Annotated in this window: 17 protein-coding genes; 16 read left to right on the top strand and 1 reads right to left on the bottom strand. The window is 53.1% G+C overall.

All coding sequences use genetic code 11. The annotated features are described in order from the left end of the window. The first annotated feature begins 13 nt into the window (after positions 1–13). From pspB to ENTMO_RS0113345, 14 genes are all read left to right on the top strand, one after another. Positions 14–238 carry an envelope stress response membrane protein PspB gene (gene pspB / locus ENTMO_RS0113410; protein ID WP_010431698.1) on the top strand — a complete coding sequence of 75 codons (225 nt, stop codon included), beginning with the start codon at positions 14–16 and terminating at the stop codon, positions 236–238. Then, positions 238–597, top strand: coding sequence for an envelope stress response membrane protein PspC (pspC, locus tag ENTMO_RS0113405; protein WP_010431697.1), 360 nt, complete (start codon positions 238–240; stop codon positions 595–597). Before pspB ends, pspC begins: the two co-directional genes overlap by 1 nt. Positions 598–609: 12 nt before the next feature. Beyond that, entirely contained in the window at positions 610–831 is a 222-nt protein-coding gene (gene pspD, locus ENTMO_RS0113400; protein WP_010431696.1) for a phage shock protein PspD, read from the top strand. A 200-nt stretch (positions 832–1,031) separates the two neighbouring features. Further along, entirely contained in the window at positions 1,032–2,729 is a 1,698-nt protein-coding gene (locus tag ENTMO_RS0113395) for a sugar phosphorylase (protein WP_029485096.1), read from the top strand. Positions 2,730–2,743: 14 nt separating this feature from the next. After that, positions 2,744–4,036: an ABC transporter substrate-binding protein gene (locus tag ENTMO_RS0113390; RefSeq protein WP_010431694.1), complete on the top strand. Its 1,293-nt coding sequence runs from the start codon at positions 2,744–2,746 to the stop codon at positions 4,034–4,036. Between the two features lie 21 nt (positions 4,037–4,057). Continuing rightward, the gene (locus ENTMO_RS0113385; protein WP_010431691.1) at positions 4,058–4,939 is read left to right on the top strand and encodes a carbohydrate ABC transporter permease; all 882 of its coding nucleotides are present in this window, start codon (positions 4,058–4,060) and stop codon (positions 4,937–4,939) included. Further along, entirely contained in the window at positions 4,926–5,768 is an 843-nt protein-coding gene (locus tag ENTMO_RS0113380) for a carbohydrate ABC transporter permease (protein ID WP_010431688.1), read from the top strand. The genes ENTMO_RS0113385 and ENTMO_RS0113380 overlap by 14 nt, the downstream gene beginning before the upstream one ends. A 28-nt stretch (positions 5,769–5,796) precedes the next feature. Beyond that, positions 5,797–6,849, top strand: coding sequence for a zinc-dependent alcohol dehydrogenase (locus ENTMO_RS0113375; RefSeq protein WP_010431686.1), 1,053 nt, complete (start codon positions 5,797–5,799; stop codon positions 6,847–6,849). A 17-nt stretch (positions 6,850–6,866) separates the two neighbouring features. Beyond that, positions 6,867–7,655 (top strand): sugar phosphate isomerase/epimerase family protein, encoded by a 789-nt coding sequence (locus tag ENTMO_RS0113370; RefSeq protein ID WP_010431684.1) that lies wholly within the window; start codon positions 6,867–6,869, stop codon positions 7,653–7,655. A gap of 11 nt (positions 7,656–7,666) precedes the next feature. Then, positions 7,667–8,725: a Gfo/Idh/MocA family protein gene (locus ENTMO_RS0113365; RefSeq protein ID WP_029485095.1), complete on the top strand. Its 1,059-nt coding sequence runs from the start codon at positions 7,667–7,669 to the stop codon at positions 8,723–8,725. Beyond that, positions 8,719–11,001: a glycoside hydrolase family 65 protein gene (locus ENTMO_RS0113360; RefSeq protein WP_010431681.1), complete on the top strand. Its 2,283-nt coding sequence runs from the start codon at positions 8,719–8,721 to the stop codon at positions 10,999–11,001. Before ENTMO_RS0113365 ends, ENTMO_RS0113360 begins: the two co-directional genes overlap by 7 nt. Continuing rightward, entirely contained in the window at positions 10,991–11,668 is a 678-nt protein-coding gene (gene pgmB / locus ENTMO_RS0113355) for a beta-phosphoglucomutase (RefSeq protein WP_010431679.1), read from the top strand. The genes ENTMO_RS0113360 and pgmB overlap by 11 nt, the downstream gene beginning before the upstream one ends. A 2-nt stretch (positions 11,669–11,670) precedes the next feature. After that, positions 11,671–12,753, top strand: a complete 1,083-nt coding sequence (locus ENTMO_RS0113350) for an ABC transporter ATP-binding protein (RefSeq protein ID WP_010431677.1) — start codon at positions 11,671–11,673, stop codon at positions 12,751–12,753. Positions 12,754–12,819: 66 nt separating this feature from the next. Continuing rightward, positions 12,820–13,734 (top strand): OmpG family monomeric porin, encoded by a 915-nt coding sequence (locus tag ENTMO_RS0113345; protein WP_010431675.1) that lies wholly within the window; start codon positions 12,820–12,822, stop codon positions 13,732–13,734. Positions 13,735–13,768: 34 nt separating this feature from the next. Here the strand turns inward: ENTMO_RS0113345 and ENTMO_RS0113340 are convergent, their stop codons facing one another. Then, the gene (locus ENTMO_RS0113340; RefSeq protein ID WP_010431673.1) at positions 13,769–14,779 is read right to left on the bottom strand and encodes a LacI family DNA-binding transcriptional regulator; all 1,011 of its coding nucleotides are present in this window, start codon (positions 14,777–14,779) and stop codon (positions 13,769–13,771) included. Positions 14,780–14,932: 153 nt separating this feature from the next. Here ENTMO_RS0113340 and ENTMO_RS0113335 point away from each other — a divergent pair, with 153 nt between their 5' ends. Both ENTMO_RS0113335 and ENTMO_RS0113330 read left to right on the top strand, forming a co-directional pair. Beyond that, a complete protein-coding gene (locus ENTMO_RS0113335) occupies positions 14,933–16,330 on the top strand; it encodes a YcjX family GTP-binding protein (protein ID WP_010431670.1) in 1,398 nt (465 codons plus the stop codon). Beyond that, complete coding sequence (locus ENTMO_RS0113330; protein WP_010431667.1) at positions 16,327–17,379, top strand: YcjF family protein; 1,053 nt, start codon at positions 16,327–16,329, stop codon at positions 17,377–17,379. Before ENTMO_RS0113335 ends, ENTMO_RS0113330 begins: the two co-directional genes overlap by 4 nt. Positions 17,380–17,481: the final 102 nt, after the last annotated feature.

Here is a 17,481-nt window from a genome sequence, read left to right as displayed (position 1 = left end):
ACAAGGAGTACACATGAGCGCGCTTTTTCTGGCAATTCCCCTGACCATCTTCGTGCTGTTCGTTCTGCCGATTTGGTTATGGCTGCACTACAGTAACCGTTCTTCGCGTGGAGAGCTTTCTCAGAGTGAGCAACAACGCCTTGTGCAGCTTACCGATCAGGCGAATAAGATGCGCGATCGCATTCAGGCGCTGGAAGCTATCCTGGATGCAGAACATCCGAACTGGAGGGAGCGTTAATGTCTGGACTGAACCTGAACAAAAAATTGTGGCGCATCCCGCAGCAGGGCATGGTACGCGGCGTTTGTGCTGGATTGGCCCATTATCTCGATGTACCGGTGAAACTGGTGCGTGTGGTGACGGTATTGTCGATTTTCTTTGGTCTGGCTTTTATTACTCTGGTGGCCTATATCGTTCTGTCGTTTGTGCTCGATCCCATGCCTGACGGTGAACTGGCGGCGGAAGGCGCCCCGACCAGCAGCGATCTGCTCAACGCCGTTGATGATCAACTGGCTGAAGGGGAAAAGCGGCTGCGGGAAATGGAACGCTATATCACCTCTGATACCTTTACGCTGAGAAGCCGTTTTCATCAGCTTTAAGAGAGAACATTAATGAAACAAAACTGGCAACAGGCCGGTCAGAAGGTAAAACCCGGCCTGAAAATCGCAGGTAAACTGGTCCTGCTGACAGCGTTGCGTTACGGTCCGGCCGGTGTGGCGGGCTGGGCGATAAAATCTGTTGCCCGTAAACCGGTCAGAATGCTGCTTGCCGTGGCGCTGGAACCGATGCTGCAGAAACTGGCAAAACGCGTTTCTCGTCGATACTTTTCCTGACCCTTCCCGATTACGTTAGCCCTTTCTCACCCGAGAGAAGGGCTAGCGGCGTTTCTGCCTTCCTCTCCGTCTTTTTATTGTTTCTTTGCTGTAGCTCACATTACTGCCTCTGCGCTGCTTTGTCAGGGCGATTTTATGCTTCCTGGTCCGTTGACAGATATTTTCCATGGGAGTAGATTGCGATCCGTGGGACCGCTACCATGGAAAACAAAGTGAACGCAAAAATTAATAAACTCATTGATCTTATTTACGGGGAAACTTTTACTGATACACACCGCAAGGTGTTATTGGAAAAAATCGGTAATGCCGCTTCTCTTATTACGGAAAAACGTAAATCCGGCTGGGATGAAAAAGATCTCGTCCTCATTACCTATGCCGATCAGTTTTCGGCAACAGGGGAGAAAGCGCTGCCGGTGTTTACCCGTTTTTATAATAAGTGGCTTTCTCATTCCTTTTCTCATGTCCATCTTTTACCTTTTTATCCGTGGTCCTCTGACGATGGTTTCTCTGTTATCGATTATCATGAAGTGGCACCAGAAACCGGAACCTGGAGTGATATTGCTGAATTAAAACAGTCCACCAGCCTGATGTTTGATTACGTGTGCAATCATATGTCGGCAAAAAGCCAATGGTTTGCAAACTATCTTCAGCAAACGCCTGGCTATGAAGATTTCTTTATCTCTGTCGATCCGGAAACAGACTTATCCGCCGTGACGCGCCCGCGAGCGTTACCGCTTCTGACGCCTTTTACGCTCCATGACGGCAGCGTCCGCCACCTGTGGACCACCTTTAGCGAAGACCAGATCGATCTGAACTTTGCTTCGCCGGACGTGTTAATTGCGATGGTGGATGTACTGCTTCATTACCTGATGGAAGGGGCGAATTACATCCGTCTCGATGCCGTGGGTTTTATGTGGAAAATCCCCGGAACACACTGCATCCATCTGGAACAAACCCACCAGCTCATCCAGCTCTTTCGCGCGATTACCGAGGCTGTGGCACCGGGAACGGTCATCATCACCGAAACAAACGTACCGCATAAAGACAACATCTCTTATTTCGGCAACGGCGAAAATGAAGCGCAGATGGTGTATCAGTTCTCTTTACCGCCGCTGGTGTTGCATGCCATCCATCGTCAGGATGTCCGCACCCTGAGCCAGTGGGCCTCATCGCTGGAACTCCCTTCCACGAAAACCACCTGGTTCAATTTTTTAGCTTCGCATGATGGTATCGGTCTGAATCCGTTACGCGGGATTTTACCTGAATCCGACATCCTTTCGCTGGTGGAAAAACTTCAGCAGGAAGGGGCTCTGGTCAACTGGAAAAATAACCCTGATGGCACCCGAAGTCCTTATGAAATTAATGTTACCTATCTGGACGCATTAAGCCCAAAAAATGCACCTGATAACGAACGTATTGCACGCTTTATTCTGGCGCATGCGGTCTTATTGAGTTTTCCTGGCGTACCTGCCATTTATATTCAGAGTGCGCTGGGCTCACGTAATGATTATGAAGGCGTTGAGCGACTAGGATATAATCGCGCAATTAACCGCAAAAAATACATTGTCAGTGAGATTGATTCAGAACTCTCAAACAAAACAGGCATCCGCCATAAAATATTTAAACAGCTAAGCGAATTGATTGCGATTCGCAGAGCGGAGCAGATATTTCATCCAGACAGTCACGCACTTTTCGAAACAACCGGTGAACATATTCTTAAAATTATTCGCGTGACCGAAAAGAGTGAGCGAATAACGGCATTATTTAACTTTAGCCAACATATTCAGACCGTGAATTCTGAAGGGATATCCGGTACGGAGCTGATTGCGAAACAGAATATTAGCGGTACGACTCTGACCCTTAATCCATGGCAGGTGATGTGGATTAAAGAAAACTAAAAAGGACCTCAAAAATGAAGATGACTAAAATTGTGCTGCTGTCAGCACTGGTTTCGTGCGCCCTGATATCAGGATGTAAGGACGACAAGCCATCGAACGTCACCATTGAATTTATGCATTCGTCGGTGGAGCAGGAACGTCAGGCCGTCATTACGAAACTGATTGAGAAATTCGAGAAGGAAAACCCAACCATCACGGTGAAACAGGTACCGGTGGAAGAGGATGCCTACAACACCAAGGTCATCACTCTGGCCCGTACCGGCGCATTGCCGGAAGTGATCGAAGTCAGCCATGACTACGCAAAGGTGATGGACAAAGAGCAGTTGCTGGATCGGGACGCGATCGGTGAAGCGATTAAAGCCGTAGGGGAAGACACCTTCTACGACGGCATTCTTCGCGTGGTTCGTACTGAAGACGGCACGGCGTGGACCGGCGTTCCTGTCAGTGCCTGGCTGTCCGGCGTCTGGTACCACAAAGACATCCTGGCGGCTGCGGGCATTGAAGAGCCGCATAACTGGGAGCAGTTGCTGCAAGCCAGTCAGAAACTCAACGATCCGGGCAAGAAACACTACGGCATTGCGTTGCCAACGGCAGAAAGTGTGATGACGGAACAGGCATTCTCCCAGTTCGCCCTTTCGGGTGGCGCAAACGTCTTTGATGCGAAAGGTGACGTGGAGATTGATACGCCAGAGATGACGAAAGCGCTGGCCTTTTATAAAGCGCTGGCGGCAACCACCATGCCTGGATCAAACGATGTCATGGAGATCAAAGACGCCTTTATGAACGGCTCCGCGCCGATGGCCGTTTACTCCACCTACATCCTTCCGGCGGTCTTCAAAGACGGCAATCCCGCGAACCTGGGCTTTGTGGTCCCTACTGAAAAATCCTCTGCGGTCTACGGCATGATCACATCACTGACGATCACCACAGGTCAAACCGAAGAGGAAACCAAAGCGGCAGAGAAATTTGTCGCCTGGATGGAGCAGGCTCAGAACGCAACAGACTGGGTCATGATGTCGCCTGGTGCAGCGTTGCCCGTGAACAAACGGGTTGTGGGCACTGAAACCTGGAAAAACAACGATGTGATTAAAGCGTTTGGGCAACTGCCTTACGAGCTGATCGCCCAGTTCCCGAACGTGCAGGTGTTTGGTGCCGTGGGTGACAAAAACTTCACCCGCATGGGCGATGTCACGGGTTCCGGCATTATCAGTTCTATGGTGCATAACGTCACGGTAGGTCAACAAGATCTCAGTGCAACGTTAAGCAACAGCCAGAAGCGACTGACTGACTTGATTTCACAACGATAGGAGCGCTTTGCGAAGGGAATTATGAAGACGTTGTTTTCGGGTCGTTCAGATATGCCTTTCGCCATGCTGCTGTTGGCCCCCAGCCTGATTTTGCTGGGGGGCCTTGTGGCCTGGCCGATGATTTCCAACATTGAAATCAGTTTCTTACGCTTGCCGCTCAACCCGCGCATCGATGCCGTGTTTGTTGGGGTGGATAGCTACATCCGCATTCTGAGCGATGCTGCGTTCTGGCACTCGCTGTGGATGACGTTCTGGTACACCGCGCTGGTCGTTATGGGCAGTACGGGCCTTGGGCTGGCCGTCGCAATCTTCTTTAACCGTGAATTTCGCCTGCGCAAAACGGCCCGTTCACTGGTGATTTTATCCTACGTTACGCCGTCAATTTCGCTGGTGTTTGCCTGGAAGTACATGTTCAACAACGGCTACGGCATTGTGAACTATCTGGGCGTTGACCTGCTGCATCTGTATGACCAGGCACCGCTGTGGTTTGACAACCCCGGCAGCAGTTTTGTGCTGGTGGTGCTGTTTGCCATCTGGCGCTATTTCCCCTATGCGTTCATCTCGTTTCTGGCCATTTTGCAGACCATTGATAAGTCGTTATATGAAGCGGCTGAAATGGATGGCGCGAATGCCTGGCAGCGTTTTCGCATTGTCACGTTGCCCGCGATCATGCCGGTTCTGGCAACGGTGGTTACGCTGCGAACCATCTGGATGTTCTACATGTTTGCGGATGTCTATCTGCTGACAACGAAGGTCGATATTTTGGGCGTCTATCTCTATAAAACGGCCTTTGCCTTCAACGATCTGGGTAAAGCCGCCGCTATCTCCGTGGTCCTGTTCGTGATCATCTTCGCCGTCATTCTGCTGACCAGAAAAAGGGTAAACCTCAATGGCAACAAATAAACGCGTGCTGGGCCGTATCGGTTTTTATCTGGGGCTGGCGATGTTCCTCATCATCACGCTGTTCCCGTTCTTCGTGATGCTGATGACGTCGTTTAAAAGCGCCAAAGAGGCGATCTCGCTGCATCCGACGATTCTGCCGCAGGAGTGGACGTTACAGCATTACGTCGACATCTTTAACCCACTGATTTTCCCGTTTGTGGATTACTTTCGCAACAGCATGGTGGTGTCGCTGACTTCATCAGTGATTGCGGTGTTTCTCGGTACATTAGGTGCCTACGCCTTGTCCAAACTGCGTTTTAAAGGACGCACGACGATCAATGCGAGTTTTTACACCGTCTACATGTTCTCCGGGATTTTATTGGTGGTGCCGCTGTTCAAAATCATCACTGCACTCGGGATCTACGATACCGCACTGGCGCTGATTATCACCATGGTGACCCAGACGCTGCCGACGGCGGTATTCATGCTGCGCAGTTACTTCGACACCATTCCGGATGAGATAGAAGAAGCCGCGATGATGGACGGCCTTAACCGGCTGCAAATCATCTTCCGCATCACCGTGCCGCTGGCGATTTCCGGTCTGGTGTCGGTGTTTGTCTACTGCTTCATGGTGGCGTGGAACGACTATCTGTTTGCCTCCATTTTCCTGTCCAGCGCCAGCAATTTCACCCTGCCGGTAGGGCTGAACACGCTCTTTAGCACACCAGATTACATCTGGGGTCGCATGATGGCGGCATCGCTGGTGACGGCACTGCCTGTGGTCATCATGTACGCGCTGTCTGAACGTTTTATTAAAAGTGGTTTGACCGCCGGTGGCGTGAAGGGCTGAGGCGGCCAATTTTAACAAGGAGTAAGTCATGAAAAAGTTAGTTGCGACAGCGCCTCGTGTGGCGGCGTTGGTGGAATATGAAGATCGTCCTGTTGCCGTTCACGAAGTGAAGATCCGCGCGCGCTTTGGTGCCCCGAAGCACGGTACAGAAGTGGTGGATTTCCGCGCGGCAAGCCCATTTATCGATGAAGAGTTCAACGCCGAGTGGCAGATGTTCACGCCACGTGAAGAGGGCGCGGCCCGCGGTATTGAGTTCGGCAAATTCCAGCTGGGGAACATGATTGTCGGCGACATTATCGAATGCGGGGCTGACGTGACGGAATACCAGATCGGCGACAGCGTCTGCTGCTACGGTCCATTGCAGGAAACGGTCATCGTTAACGCAGTTAACAACTACAAGCTGCGCAAAATGCCGCAGGGTTCGTCCTGGAAAAATGCCGTTTGCTACGATCCGGCGCAATTCGCCATGAGCGGTGTGCGTGATGCCAATGTCCGTGTAGGTGATTTTGTGGTTGTTGTCGGGCTGGGGGCGATTGGTCAGATCGCGATTCAGCTGGCGAAGAAAGCTGGCGCGTCAGTGGTCATCGGTGTTGATCCTATTGAACATCGCTGTGAGATTGCTCGCCGTCATGGCGCGGACCACTGCCTGAACCCAATCGGTACCGATGTCGGTCTTGAAATTAAAAAACTGACCGATAAGCAGGGGGCGGATGTCATCATCGAAACCAGTGGTTTTGCCGATGCGCTGCAATCTGCTCTGCGCGGTCTCGCTTACGGCGGAACGATCTCCTACGTGGCGTTCGCCAAACCCTTTGCAGCAGGATTCAACCTTGGTCGTGAAGCGCATTTCAATAATGCGAAAATTGTCTTCTCCCGTGCCTGCAGTGAACCCAATCCGGATTTCCCGCGCTGGAGCCGCAAGCGTATTGAAGAAACCTGCTGGGAATTGCTGATGAACGGTTATCTCAATTGCGAGGATCTGATCGACCCGGTTGTCACCTTCATCACTAGCCCCGAGAGCTATATGAAATATGTCGATCGGCACCCTGAACTGAGCATCAAAATGGGCGTCACTTTTTAAGCTAAGGAGAGCAAGCAATGAAGATCGCAACACAAAATCAGGCCTTTTTCCCGACCAACATCATGGAAAAATTCGAGTACATCAAAGCGATGGGTTTTGATGGCTACGAAATTGATGGCCGACTGCTTGTAGATAATCTCGATGAGGTGAAAGCGGCTATTAACGCGACTGGCCTGCCGGTGACGACGGCCTGCGGTGGATACGACGGCTGGATCGGTGACTTTATCGAGGAACGCCGTCTTAACGGTTTACAGCAGATTGAACGTATTCTGGAAGCGCTGGCTGAGGTGGGCGGGAAGGGTATTATCGTCCCTGCAGCCTGGGGGATGTTTACCTTCCGTCTGCCGCCGATGACCTCTCCACGCAGCCTGGACGGTGACCGCAAAGCAGTCAGCGCCTCCCTGCGCTGGCTGGATGAAGTGGCCGCACGCACCGGGACGACGGTATACCTGGAGCCGCTGAACCGCTATCAGGACCATATGATCAACACCCTGGCGGATGCGCGTCGTTACATCGAAGAGAATGCGCTCAAACACGTGCAGATCATCGGTGATTTCTATCATATGAACATCGAAGAAGACTCGCTTGCGGATGCGCTGCACCAGAACCGCGATCTGCTGGGGCATGTGCACATTGCGGATAACCACCGCTACCAGCCGGGCAGCGGCAGCCTCGATTTTGCTAGCCTGTTCGATCGGCTGCGTGCTGACGATTATCAGGGCTACGTGGTCTATGAGTGCCGCGTTCGCGCTGACAATCCTGCGCAGGCTTATCTGGATTCGCTCACCTATTTGCGTGAGTGCTAAGGATGACATGCGTGATGAGTGCTTCAACATCTTCGCCTCTGCGCGTAGCCATCATTGGCGCCGGACAGGTCGCGGACAAAGTTCATGCCTCGTATTACGCCACGCGCAGTGATGTTCAGATGGTGGCTGTCATGGACAGCCGCCCTGAACAGGCACAGGCGTTTGCGGAACGTCATGGGATCCCGTCTTCATGGCAGGATACGCGAACCATGCTGGAGACGGTCAGGCCGGATGTGGTGAGCGTTTGTTCGCCTAACCGGTTTCACTTTGAACATGTTATGGCGGCGCTCGACGCCGGATGCCATGTCATGTGCGAAAAGCCGCCCGCCATGACGGCACAGCAGGCCGAACAGATGCGTACCGCTGCCCGTAAGGCGGGAAAAGTGCTGGCGTATGATTTTCACCACCGGTTTGCACGCGATACGCAATTGCTGCGTGAGTCGGTGTTGAATGGCGTCCTGGGCGAGATCTACTTCACGACGGCGCAGGCGCTGCGTCGATGCGGCGTGCCGGGCTGGGGCGTCTTTACGAACAAATCGTTGCAGGGCGGCGGACCGTTGATCGACATCGGCATTCATATGCTGGATGCCGCCATGTATATACTGGGGTTCCCGGCAGTAAAACGGGTCACGGCGCACAGCTTCCAGCGACTGGGAAACAGGAAAAACAGTGGCCAGTTTGGCGAGTGGGATCCGGCGCAGTTTACCGTCGAAGATGCGCTGTTCGGCACAATTGAATTCTGCAACGGCGGCATCCTGCGTCTGGATACCTCGTTTGCCCTGAATATTCGCGAGCAGTCGATCATGAATGTCTCATTCTGCGGTGAAAAGGCCGGGGCAACGCTGTTCCCGGCACACATTTACACTGACGAGGCCGGGGTATTACGGAGCCTCACGCAGCGCGAAGAGGCTGACGACCAACGCCATTTGCGCAGTATGGACGCCTTTGTTCGTCATGTGCAGGGAGAGCCGGTCATGATTGCTGATGCGGAGCAGGGGCTGGTTATCCAGCAGCTTGTTGCCGCGCTTTATGAATCAGCAGAAACAGGGGAAAGCGTGACGTTATGCTGAACGTGTCTGTATTAACCGACCCGGGCTTTTGTCCACACAGCCTGAACAAATTCGCTTCTGTTATGGCCTGCGGCAATGGCTATATGGGCATTCGCGCTGCGCATGAGGAAGACTATACCCAGCAAACCAGAGGAATGTATCTGGCGGGGCTGTATCATCGCGCAGGTCGGAACGAGACCAATGAACTGATCAACCTGCCGGATATTACAGGCATCGAGGTTGAACTGGACGGTGTGAATTTTACCCTCCTGTCAGGGGATATCCTGAGCTGGCAGCGCGAGCTGGATTTTGCCAACGGCGAACTGCGTCGCACGGTTCTCTGGCGCGCGCCCGATGGGAATCGCTATCGTCTGGATAGCCGTCGCTTTGTGTCACTCGATCAACTACCTTTGGCGGCAATGCAACTGTCGATCACGCCGCTGGATGCTGCATCCCAGGTGGTGTTGAAAACAGGTATTGATGCGACCCAAACCAACAGCGGCAGACAGCATCTGGATGAAGTTTCTGTCAGAGTCTTTGACCAGCATTACCTGCAGGGTGTCTATGAAACCCAGGATCGCGCTGCAGAGGTGGTAATCTCTACAAGCTGCCGTCTGTCGTCGGACAGCAGCGATAGCTGCTTTAGCGCGAAAAATCGTCGCGTAATGGCACATCATTCGCTGACGCTTCCTGCCGGTGACACTGTCACACTTGAAAAACTGGTGTGGATCACTCACCGCAAGGACAAAACGCTCTCGCAGGAAACTTATGCGCGCAATGCGCTGGCCGATCTCAAAGTGTGTGCGGCAAAAGGTTACGCATCGCTGCTGGAGAACTCCGCGCGTGCCTGGGAGAACGTCTGGCGTGACGCGCGGGTTGACGTGACATCAACGGACAAACAGGATCAGATGGCGCTTGATTATGCTGTCTGGCATCTGACAACCATGACGCCAGCGCATGACGAGCGAAGCAGTATCGCCGCCAAAGGCTTGACCGGGGAAGGGTACAAAGGTCACATCTTCTGGGATACCGAAATTTTCCTCCTGCCTTTCCATCTGTTCTCCCGTCCACAGATTGCCCGCAACCTGCTGCGCTATCGCTGGCTTAACCTCTCCGGCGCACGCGAAAAGGCGCGTCGTCACGGTTGGCCTGGCGCATTGTTCCCGTGGGAAAGCGCCGCGAGCGGTCAGGAAGAGACGCCGGAATTTGCGGCAATCAACATTCGTACGGGCACACGTCAGAAAGTGGCCTCTGCACTGGCCGAACACCACATTGTGGCGGATATCGCGTGGGCCGTTGTCGCTTACTGGCAGGCGACACGGGATGACGCTTTTATGCGCAATGAAGGTTTGACGTTACTGACGGAGACGGCGACGTTCTGGATGGGACGTGCTGTCGAAGCCAACGGTCGTCTGGAAATCCATGATGTGATCGGGCCGGATGAATACACCGAACACGTTAACAACAACGCTTACACCAACTATCTGGCCTGGCATAACGTCGCCTGTGCCCGCCAGTTTATGTCGATGTTTGGTCGTGACGATGCCGTTTTCCTGGCAAATGCCACCCGTTTTCTGACGCGTTTATGGCTCCCGGAGGCGAATGCCGAAGGTGTCCTTCCTCAGGATGATACCTTCATGACGAAACCGGCTATCGATCTGAGTCGCTATAAAGCAAAAGCGGGTAAACAAACTATTCTGCTTGATTACTCTCGCGCTGAAGTGAATGAGATGCAGATCCTCAAACAGGCCGATGTGGTGATGCTCAACTACCTGCTGCCGGAAAGGTTTACACCGCAACAGTGTGCTGCCAACCTGGCTTTCTACGAGCCACGCACCATCCATGACTCGTCGCTGAGCAAGGCCATTCACGGGGTCGTGACTGCGCGTTGCGGCGACACTGAAGGGGCATATGTTTTATGGCGTGACGGTGTCGCCATCGACCTGGGTGACGACCCGCACAGCAGCGATGACGGTATTCACGCCGCCGCGACCGGTGCCATCTGGTCGGGCGTTATTCAGGGTTTTGCCGGGGTGCAGATTGTGGAAGGGGAACTTCATCTCGCGCCGAAATTGCCTGCCCACTGGCGAAAACTGAGCTTCCCGCTGCGGTGGCGAAACGCGCAAATGCGTTTCTCTTTTGAACATGATGCGTTGACCGTTGAATCCTCTGCACCTGTCGCGTTAACGCTATGGGGTAAAACCCTTAACGTCTCGGGGCTGCAGGTCTTTGCACGGACGGATTTTCTTACGCCAATGAATGGGACCGCTACCACGGAGGGGCGCTATGACGCTTAATGCAGTTGTATTTGATCTGGATGGCGTGATCACCGATACCGCTCATCTGCATTTTCTGGCCTGGCGTAGCGTGGCACAGGAGATTGGTATCACCATCGACGAGGTGTTCAACGAGCAGCTAAAGGGAATTAGCCGCATGGATTCCCTGCAGCGGATCCTGCGGCAAGGTGGAAAAGAGGGGGCGTTTGACGACAAGCAATGCCTCGCGCTTGCCGGGAAGAAAAACGATCTCTATGTCCAGTCCCTGGCGTCGTTGACGCAAGATTCGCTGCTTCCGGGTATCCGCGAAGTGCTGGCGGATATTCGCGCGGCGAAAATCAAAATTGGGCTGGCCTCCGTTTCCCTCAACGCCCCCGGCATATTACAGGCGTTGGGCATTCATAAGGCTTTTGATTTTTGTGCAGATGCTTCTCGTATTACCTGCTCAAAACCTGACCCGGAGATCTTCCTCGCTGCCTGCGCAGGGCTGAATGTCCGTCCTGAAGAGACCATCGGTATCGAAGATGCGGCGGCGGGTGTTGAAGCGATCAATGCGGCAGGGATGTTGTCGGTTGGGATTGGACCTGGCCTGAACCATGCGGGATTACAACTTCATTCAACGCGGGAACTGACCTGGAAATGCCTGACGGATTTCTGGGCGTCCCGGACGGCATTGATAAGGAATTAATAATGGCTCAACTGTCTCTGAAACACATTCAGAAAATCTACGATAACCAGGGCCACGTGGTGAAGGATTTCAACCTCGAAATTGAGGACAAGGAGTTCATCGTCTTCGTCGGGCCATCTGGCTGCGGTAAATCGACGACGCTGCGCATGATCGCCGGACTGGAAGAAATCAGCGCCGGTGAACTGGTGATAGACGGCGTCTGCATGAACGATGTCCCCGCCAAGTCTCGCGACATCGCGATGGTTTTCCAGAACTATGCGCTTTATCCACATATGACGGTCTACGACAACATGGCGTTTGGCCTGAAGATGCAGAAAATCCCGCCTGCGGTTATCGAAGAGCGCGTTAACTGGGCGGCTCAAATTCTGGGATTGCGTGAGTATCTCAAGCGTAAACCTGGCGCGTTGTCCGGCGGCCAGCGGCAGCGTGTGGCATTAGGCAGGGCGATAGTGCGCGAAGCCGGTGTCTTCCTGATGGATGAACCGCTTTCTAACCTCGACGCCAAGCTTCGCGTGCAGATGCGAGCTGAAATCAGCAAGCTGCACCAGAAACTCAATACCACGATGATTTACGTGACCCACGATCAGACGGAAGCGATGACGATGGCCACACGCATCGTGATTTTGAAGGACGGCTTTATTCAGCAGGTGGGGGCACCGAAGCAGGTGTATAACGAGCCCGCGAATATGTTTGTCGCCGGGTTCATTGGTTCACCCGCCATGAACTTCATTCGCGGGGCGTTAGACGACCGTTATTTTGTGACGGAAACGCTGCGTCTGGAAATCCCGGAAGAGAAGCTTGCGGCACTGAACGCCGCGGGCTATCAGCGTAAAGCCGTGGTGTTTGGGATCCGACCGGAAGATATTCTGACGCTTCAGCGCCAGGGGGAAGACATTGCCGCGAAAGTAAGTGTAGCCGAGCTGACGGGGGCGGAGTTTATGCTTTATGCCACCGTCGGTGGGCATGAACTGGTTGTTCGGGCGGGTGCGGCCAATGACTACGTTGCCGGAGACACTATCGGCATCCAGTTTGATATGAATAAGTGCCATTTCTTCGACGCGGATACCGAAGCGGCTATTAGATAAGAAAGGTGTTTGCCGGAAATGCAAATTTCCGGTTTTTTTGTTTGTTAATTATAAAGGAATATTTTAATGAGTACTCTACTACGAAGTGCTGCGCTCGTGCTGTGCGCAGGGGTTAGCTGCGCGCAAGCCGAAGAAACAACAAAGCACTGGACGTTTAATATCGGTGCAATGTATGAAATTGAAAACGTCGAAGGTCAGGGCGACGATAAAGATGGTCTGTATGAACCCTCCGTCTGGTTTAACGCCACCTGGGATGCGTGGACAATTTCGATGGCGATGTATCAGGAAGGGCCGGTTGATTACAGCAGTATGACACGCGGAACCTATTTCGACCGGCCTGAATTAGAATTGCGCTATCGCTTTATTGGAACGGATGATTTCACACTCGGCCTGACGGGTGGTTTCCGTAATTATGGATATCACTTCAAAGATGAAAAGGGGGCGAAAGACGGCAGCGCTAATATGCAGCGCTATAAAATTCAGCCTGACTGGGATATTAAATTAACCGACGACTGGCGTTTTGGCGGCTGGTTTGCCATGTATCAGTTTGCCAATGACCTGGAAAAAACAGGATATTCTGACAGCCGTGTCGAAACCGAAACGGGCTTTACCTGGACCATCAACGAAACCTTTGCGGCGAAAGTGAATTACTATTTAGAGCGCGGTTTCAATATGGACAGTTCACGTGATAACGGCGAGTTTTTGACGCAGGAAATTCGTGCGTATCTGCCCATTTCATTAGGCCAGACGACGCTTACGCCTTATACCCGCCTTGGGCTTGATCGCTGGTCGAACTGGGACTGGCAGGACGATCCTGAGCGTGAAGGACACGATTTCAACCGACTCGGTCTCCTCTACGCTTACGATTTCAACAATGGTTTATCCATGACGCTGGAATACGCCTATGAGTGGGAAAACCATGATGAAGGTGAAAGCGACCGCTTCCACTATGCGGGCGTTGGCGTGAATTACGCATTTTGATCGACACAATACCAGGGGCTAACCGCCCCTGGTATTACCGTAGGGAGGCTGCAAGTGAAAAATGGGTATCAACGAGTACCTTTTGTGGCGCAGGATGACCGGCGATACGCTTAAACAGCAGATCGCAACTCTCTTCGCCCAGCTTGCGGGTAGGAATATCAAAGCCTCCAGGTGCAGGCGTGAGAATGAGTGACAGCATCGGATCGCTGTATCCCGCAACCACAACCTGCTCTGGGATCATCAGGTTTAACTCATCCGCCGCGCGATAAAGACCAAGTAACTTCATGCTGTCAGTCGCAAATACTGCGTTAGGTGGCGTGGTCGAGGACAATAATTGAATAGCCGCAGTAAGCGCGCTCTCATGTGTATACCCGCCATCGATTATCCAGTCTGGATTAATAGCAATGTTATTCTTTTCCAGACTGGCTTTATAGCCTGAAAGACGATCGATAGAAACATGATAATCAAGCGGCGCATGCAGACAGGCAATTTTATGCCGTCCGTTTTTAATAAAATTATCTGTTAGCGTGGCGCTGTCATGAAAATTATCCGTGTCGACGGAGTAAATATTCGTAAAATCGCCTTCCACTTTACCGATGACAACTACCGGTACGCCATACGCATCCAGGGTAGTAAAAAAAGATTCATCGGCCGGTGAACTCAGCATAATGATCCCTTTAATCATTTTCTGCTTTATTTTGTTCACACATTTTAGCAGGTCGTCTTCACTGCTTTTAGAGGTCTGCAAAATAACGTCAAAACCTTCTTCTTCAGCTTTTGCCGTAATGGTATGAAGTACATCAGAGAAGAAAGGGTTACCGGCAGTCGTTTTGGTTGAACGCGTTGAAATTACCATAATGGCGTCGAAGCCAGAAGACGTCAGGGCGCGGGCAAGTTTGTTGGGTTGATAATTTAATTCGTCAATCGCCTTCAACACTTTGTCACGCGCTTCAGGAGAAATATTCGTTTGTTTATTCAGAACGCGCGACACGGTTGATTTTGAAACGCCAGCAACCCGGGCGATATCATAGATAGTGGGTGACATACACCTCTCACTCCAGACAAACAGCAATGCCGTTCATCTTACTGGAGAGAAAACGGCAATAGCAATAAATAAGAATTGATAATCAACGATCTGCCCCCATTTATTGTATTCTGAAGCCATGCATTTCAGGTTTCCACGCAATGAAGGACGGCGATGAAGCGACTTAAAAACGAACTCAACTCTCTGGTGAACCGCGGTGTTGATCGCCATCTGCGTCTGGCAGTGACGGGACTCAGCCGCAGCGGCAAAACGGCGTTCATCACGGCGATGGTGAACCAACTGCTGAATCTGCACGCCGGTGCACGGCTGCCGCTGCTAAGCTCTGTGCGCGAAGAGCGTTTGCTGGGCGTTAAGCGCGTGCCTCAGCGCGACTTCGGCATTCCTCGTTTTACCTATGATGAAGGGTTGGCACAGCTTTATGGCGACCCGCCGACATGGCCGACGCCGACGCGCGGCGTGAGTGAAATTCGCCTTGCGCTCCGTTTTCGCTCCAATGAATCCCTCATGCGCCACTTCAAGGATACGTCGACGCTCTATCTGGAAATTGTGGATTACCCTGGTGAGTGGCTGCTTGATTTGCCAATGCTGGCCCAGGATTATCTGACGTGGTCCCGCCAGATGACGGGATTATTGCAGGGGCAACGTGCCGGGTGGTCGGCAAAATGGCGGCAGCTGGGCGAGGGGTTAGATCCCCTGGCCCCTGCGGATGAAAACCGGCTGGCAACGATTGCCGAGGCCTGGACGGCGTATTTGCATCAGTGCAAACAGGAAGGGCTGCATTTCATCCAGCCTGGCCGTTTTGTTCTGCCGGGAGACTTAGCGGGGGCACCCGCACTGCAGTTCTTCCCCTGGCCGGATGTGGATGCATACGGGGAATCAAAGCTGGCGCAAGCGGACAAGCACACCAACGCCGGGATGCTGCGCGAGCGCTACAATTATTACTGCGAAAAAGTGGTTAAAGGTTTCTACAAAAATCATTTTTTACGTTTCGACCGCCAGATCGTGCTGGTGGACTGCCTCCAGCCGCTCAACAGCGGACCGCAGGCGTTTAACGATATGCGCCTTGCGCTGACGCAACTGATGCAAAGTTTTCATTATGGACAGCGCACGCTGTTCCGCCGTCTGTTCTCGCCGGTGATCGATAAACTGCTCTTTGCCGCCACCAAGGCCGACCACGTGACGGTCGATCAGCATGCCAATTTGGTCTCGCTGCTGCAGCAGCTGGTGCAGGATGCCTGGCAGAACGCTGCGTTTGAAGGGATCGGCATGGACTGCCTTGGGCTGGCCTCGGTTCAGGCGACACAGAGCGGGTTGATAGACGTTAATGGCGAAAAGATCCCTGCACTGCGGGGCAACCGTCTCAGCGACGGCGAACCGTTGACCGTCTATCCGGGGGAGGTACCGGCTCGTCTGCCGGGGCAGGCATTTTGGCAAAATCAGGGCTTCCAGTTCGAAGCCTTCCGGCCACAAACCATGGGCGTCGATCGGCCGTTACCGCACATTCGTCTGGATGCGGCTCTGGAATTTTTGATTGGAGATAAATTGCGATGACGGAACCGTTAAAACCGCGCATTGACTTTACCGGGACGCTTGAGAAAGAGCATCAGGAGGCGTTTAAAACGGCGCAAACCTTTAACGGCGCGCAGGCTGATAACTTTGCTCCAGTGCTGACTGAAGAGCCCAGCGTCGAGGACGGTCCGGCTGAAGCGGTGGTTGAAGCGGCCTTACGCCCGAAACGTAGCCTGTGGCGGAAGATGGTCACTGCCGGGCTGGCGTTATTTAGCGTAAGCGTGGTGGGTCAGGGCGTTCAGTGGACGATCAACGCCTGGCAAACCCAGGACTGGGTGGCGCTGGGGGGATGTGCTGCGGGTGCGCTGATTGTGGGGGCGGGTGTCGGGTCGGTTGCTACCGAGTGGCGGCGTCTGTGGCGTTTACGACAGCGCGCGCACGAGCGAGATATCGCCCGGGATCTGCTTCACAGCCACGGCACGGGGAAGGGCCGAGACTTTTGTGAGAAACTGGCCGCACAGGCGGGTATAGACAAGTCGCACCCGGCGCTTCAGCGCTGGTATGCCGCCATTCATGAGACTCAGAACGATCGTGAAGTGGTGACGCTTTATTCCCACCTGGTGCAGCCGGTGCTGGATGCGCAGGCACGACGTGAAATCAGCCGTTCGGCGGCGGAGTCCACGCTGATGATTGCCGTCAGTCCTCTGGCGCTGGTGGATATGGCATTTATCGCCTGGCGTAACCTGCGTTTGATTAACCGTATTGCAAATCTGTACGGCATCGAACTGGGCTATTACAGCCGTCTGCGCCTGTTCAAGCTGGTGCTGCTGAATATCGCGTTTGCCGGTGCCAGCGAGCTGGTTCGTGAAGTGGGGATGGACTGGATGTCACAAGATCTGGCGGCGCGTCTGTCCGCACGTGCTGCTCAGGGGATTGGTGCCGGTCTGCTGACTGCCCGTTTAGGTATCAAAGCGATGGAAGTGTGCCGTCCGCTGCCATGGATCGATGGTGACAAACCTCGTCTGGGCGATTTCCGTCGTGAGCTCATTGGGCAACTGAAAGAAACGCTCAATAAAAAACCGACCCCGTAAAGGCCTTGCTTACTATTCGTGCTGGCTGTCAATATTTGTTGACAGCCACCTTCCAGAATACCGTGATCTGACATATCATTTTAGCGTTAATGGCTAAGAACG

Source organism: Enterobacter mori LMG 25706 (genome assembly GCF_000211415.1).
Taxonomy (GTDB): domain Bacteria; phylum Pseudomonadota; class Gammaproteobacteria; order Enterobacterales; family Enterobacteriaceae; genus Enterobacter; species Enterobacter mori.
Note: the sequence above shows the minus strand (reverse complement) of the source record. Positions and strands in the feature narration are given on the sequence as shown.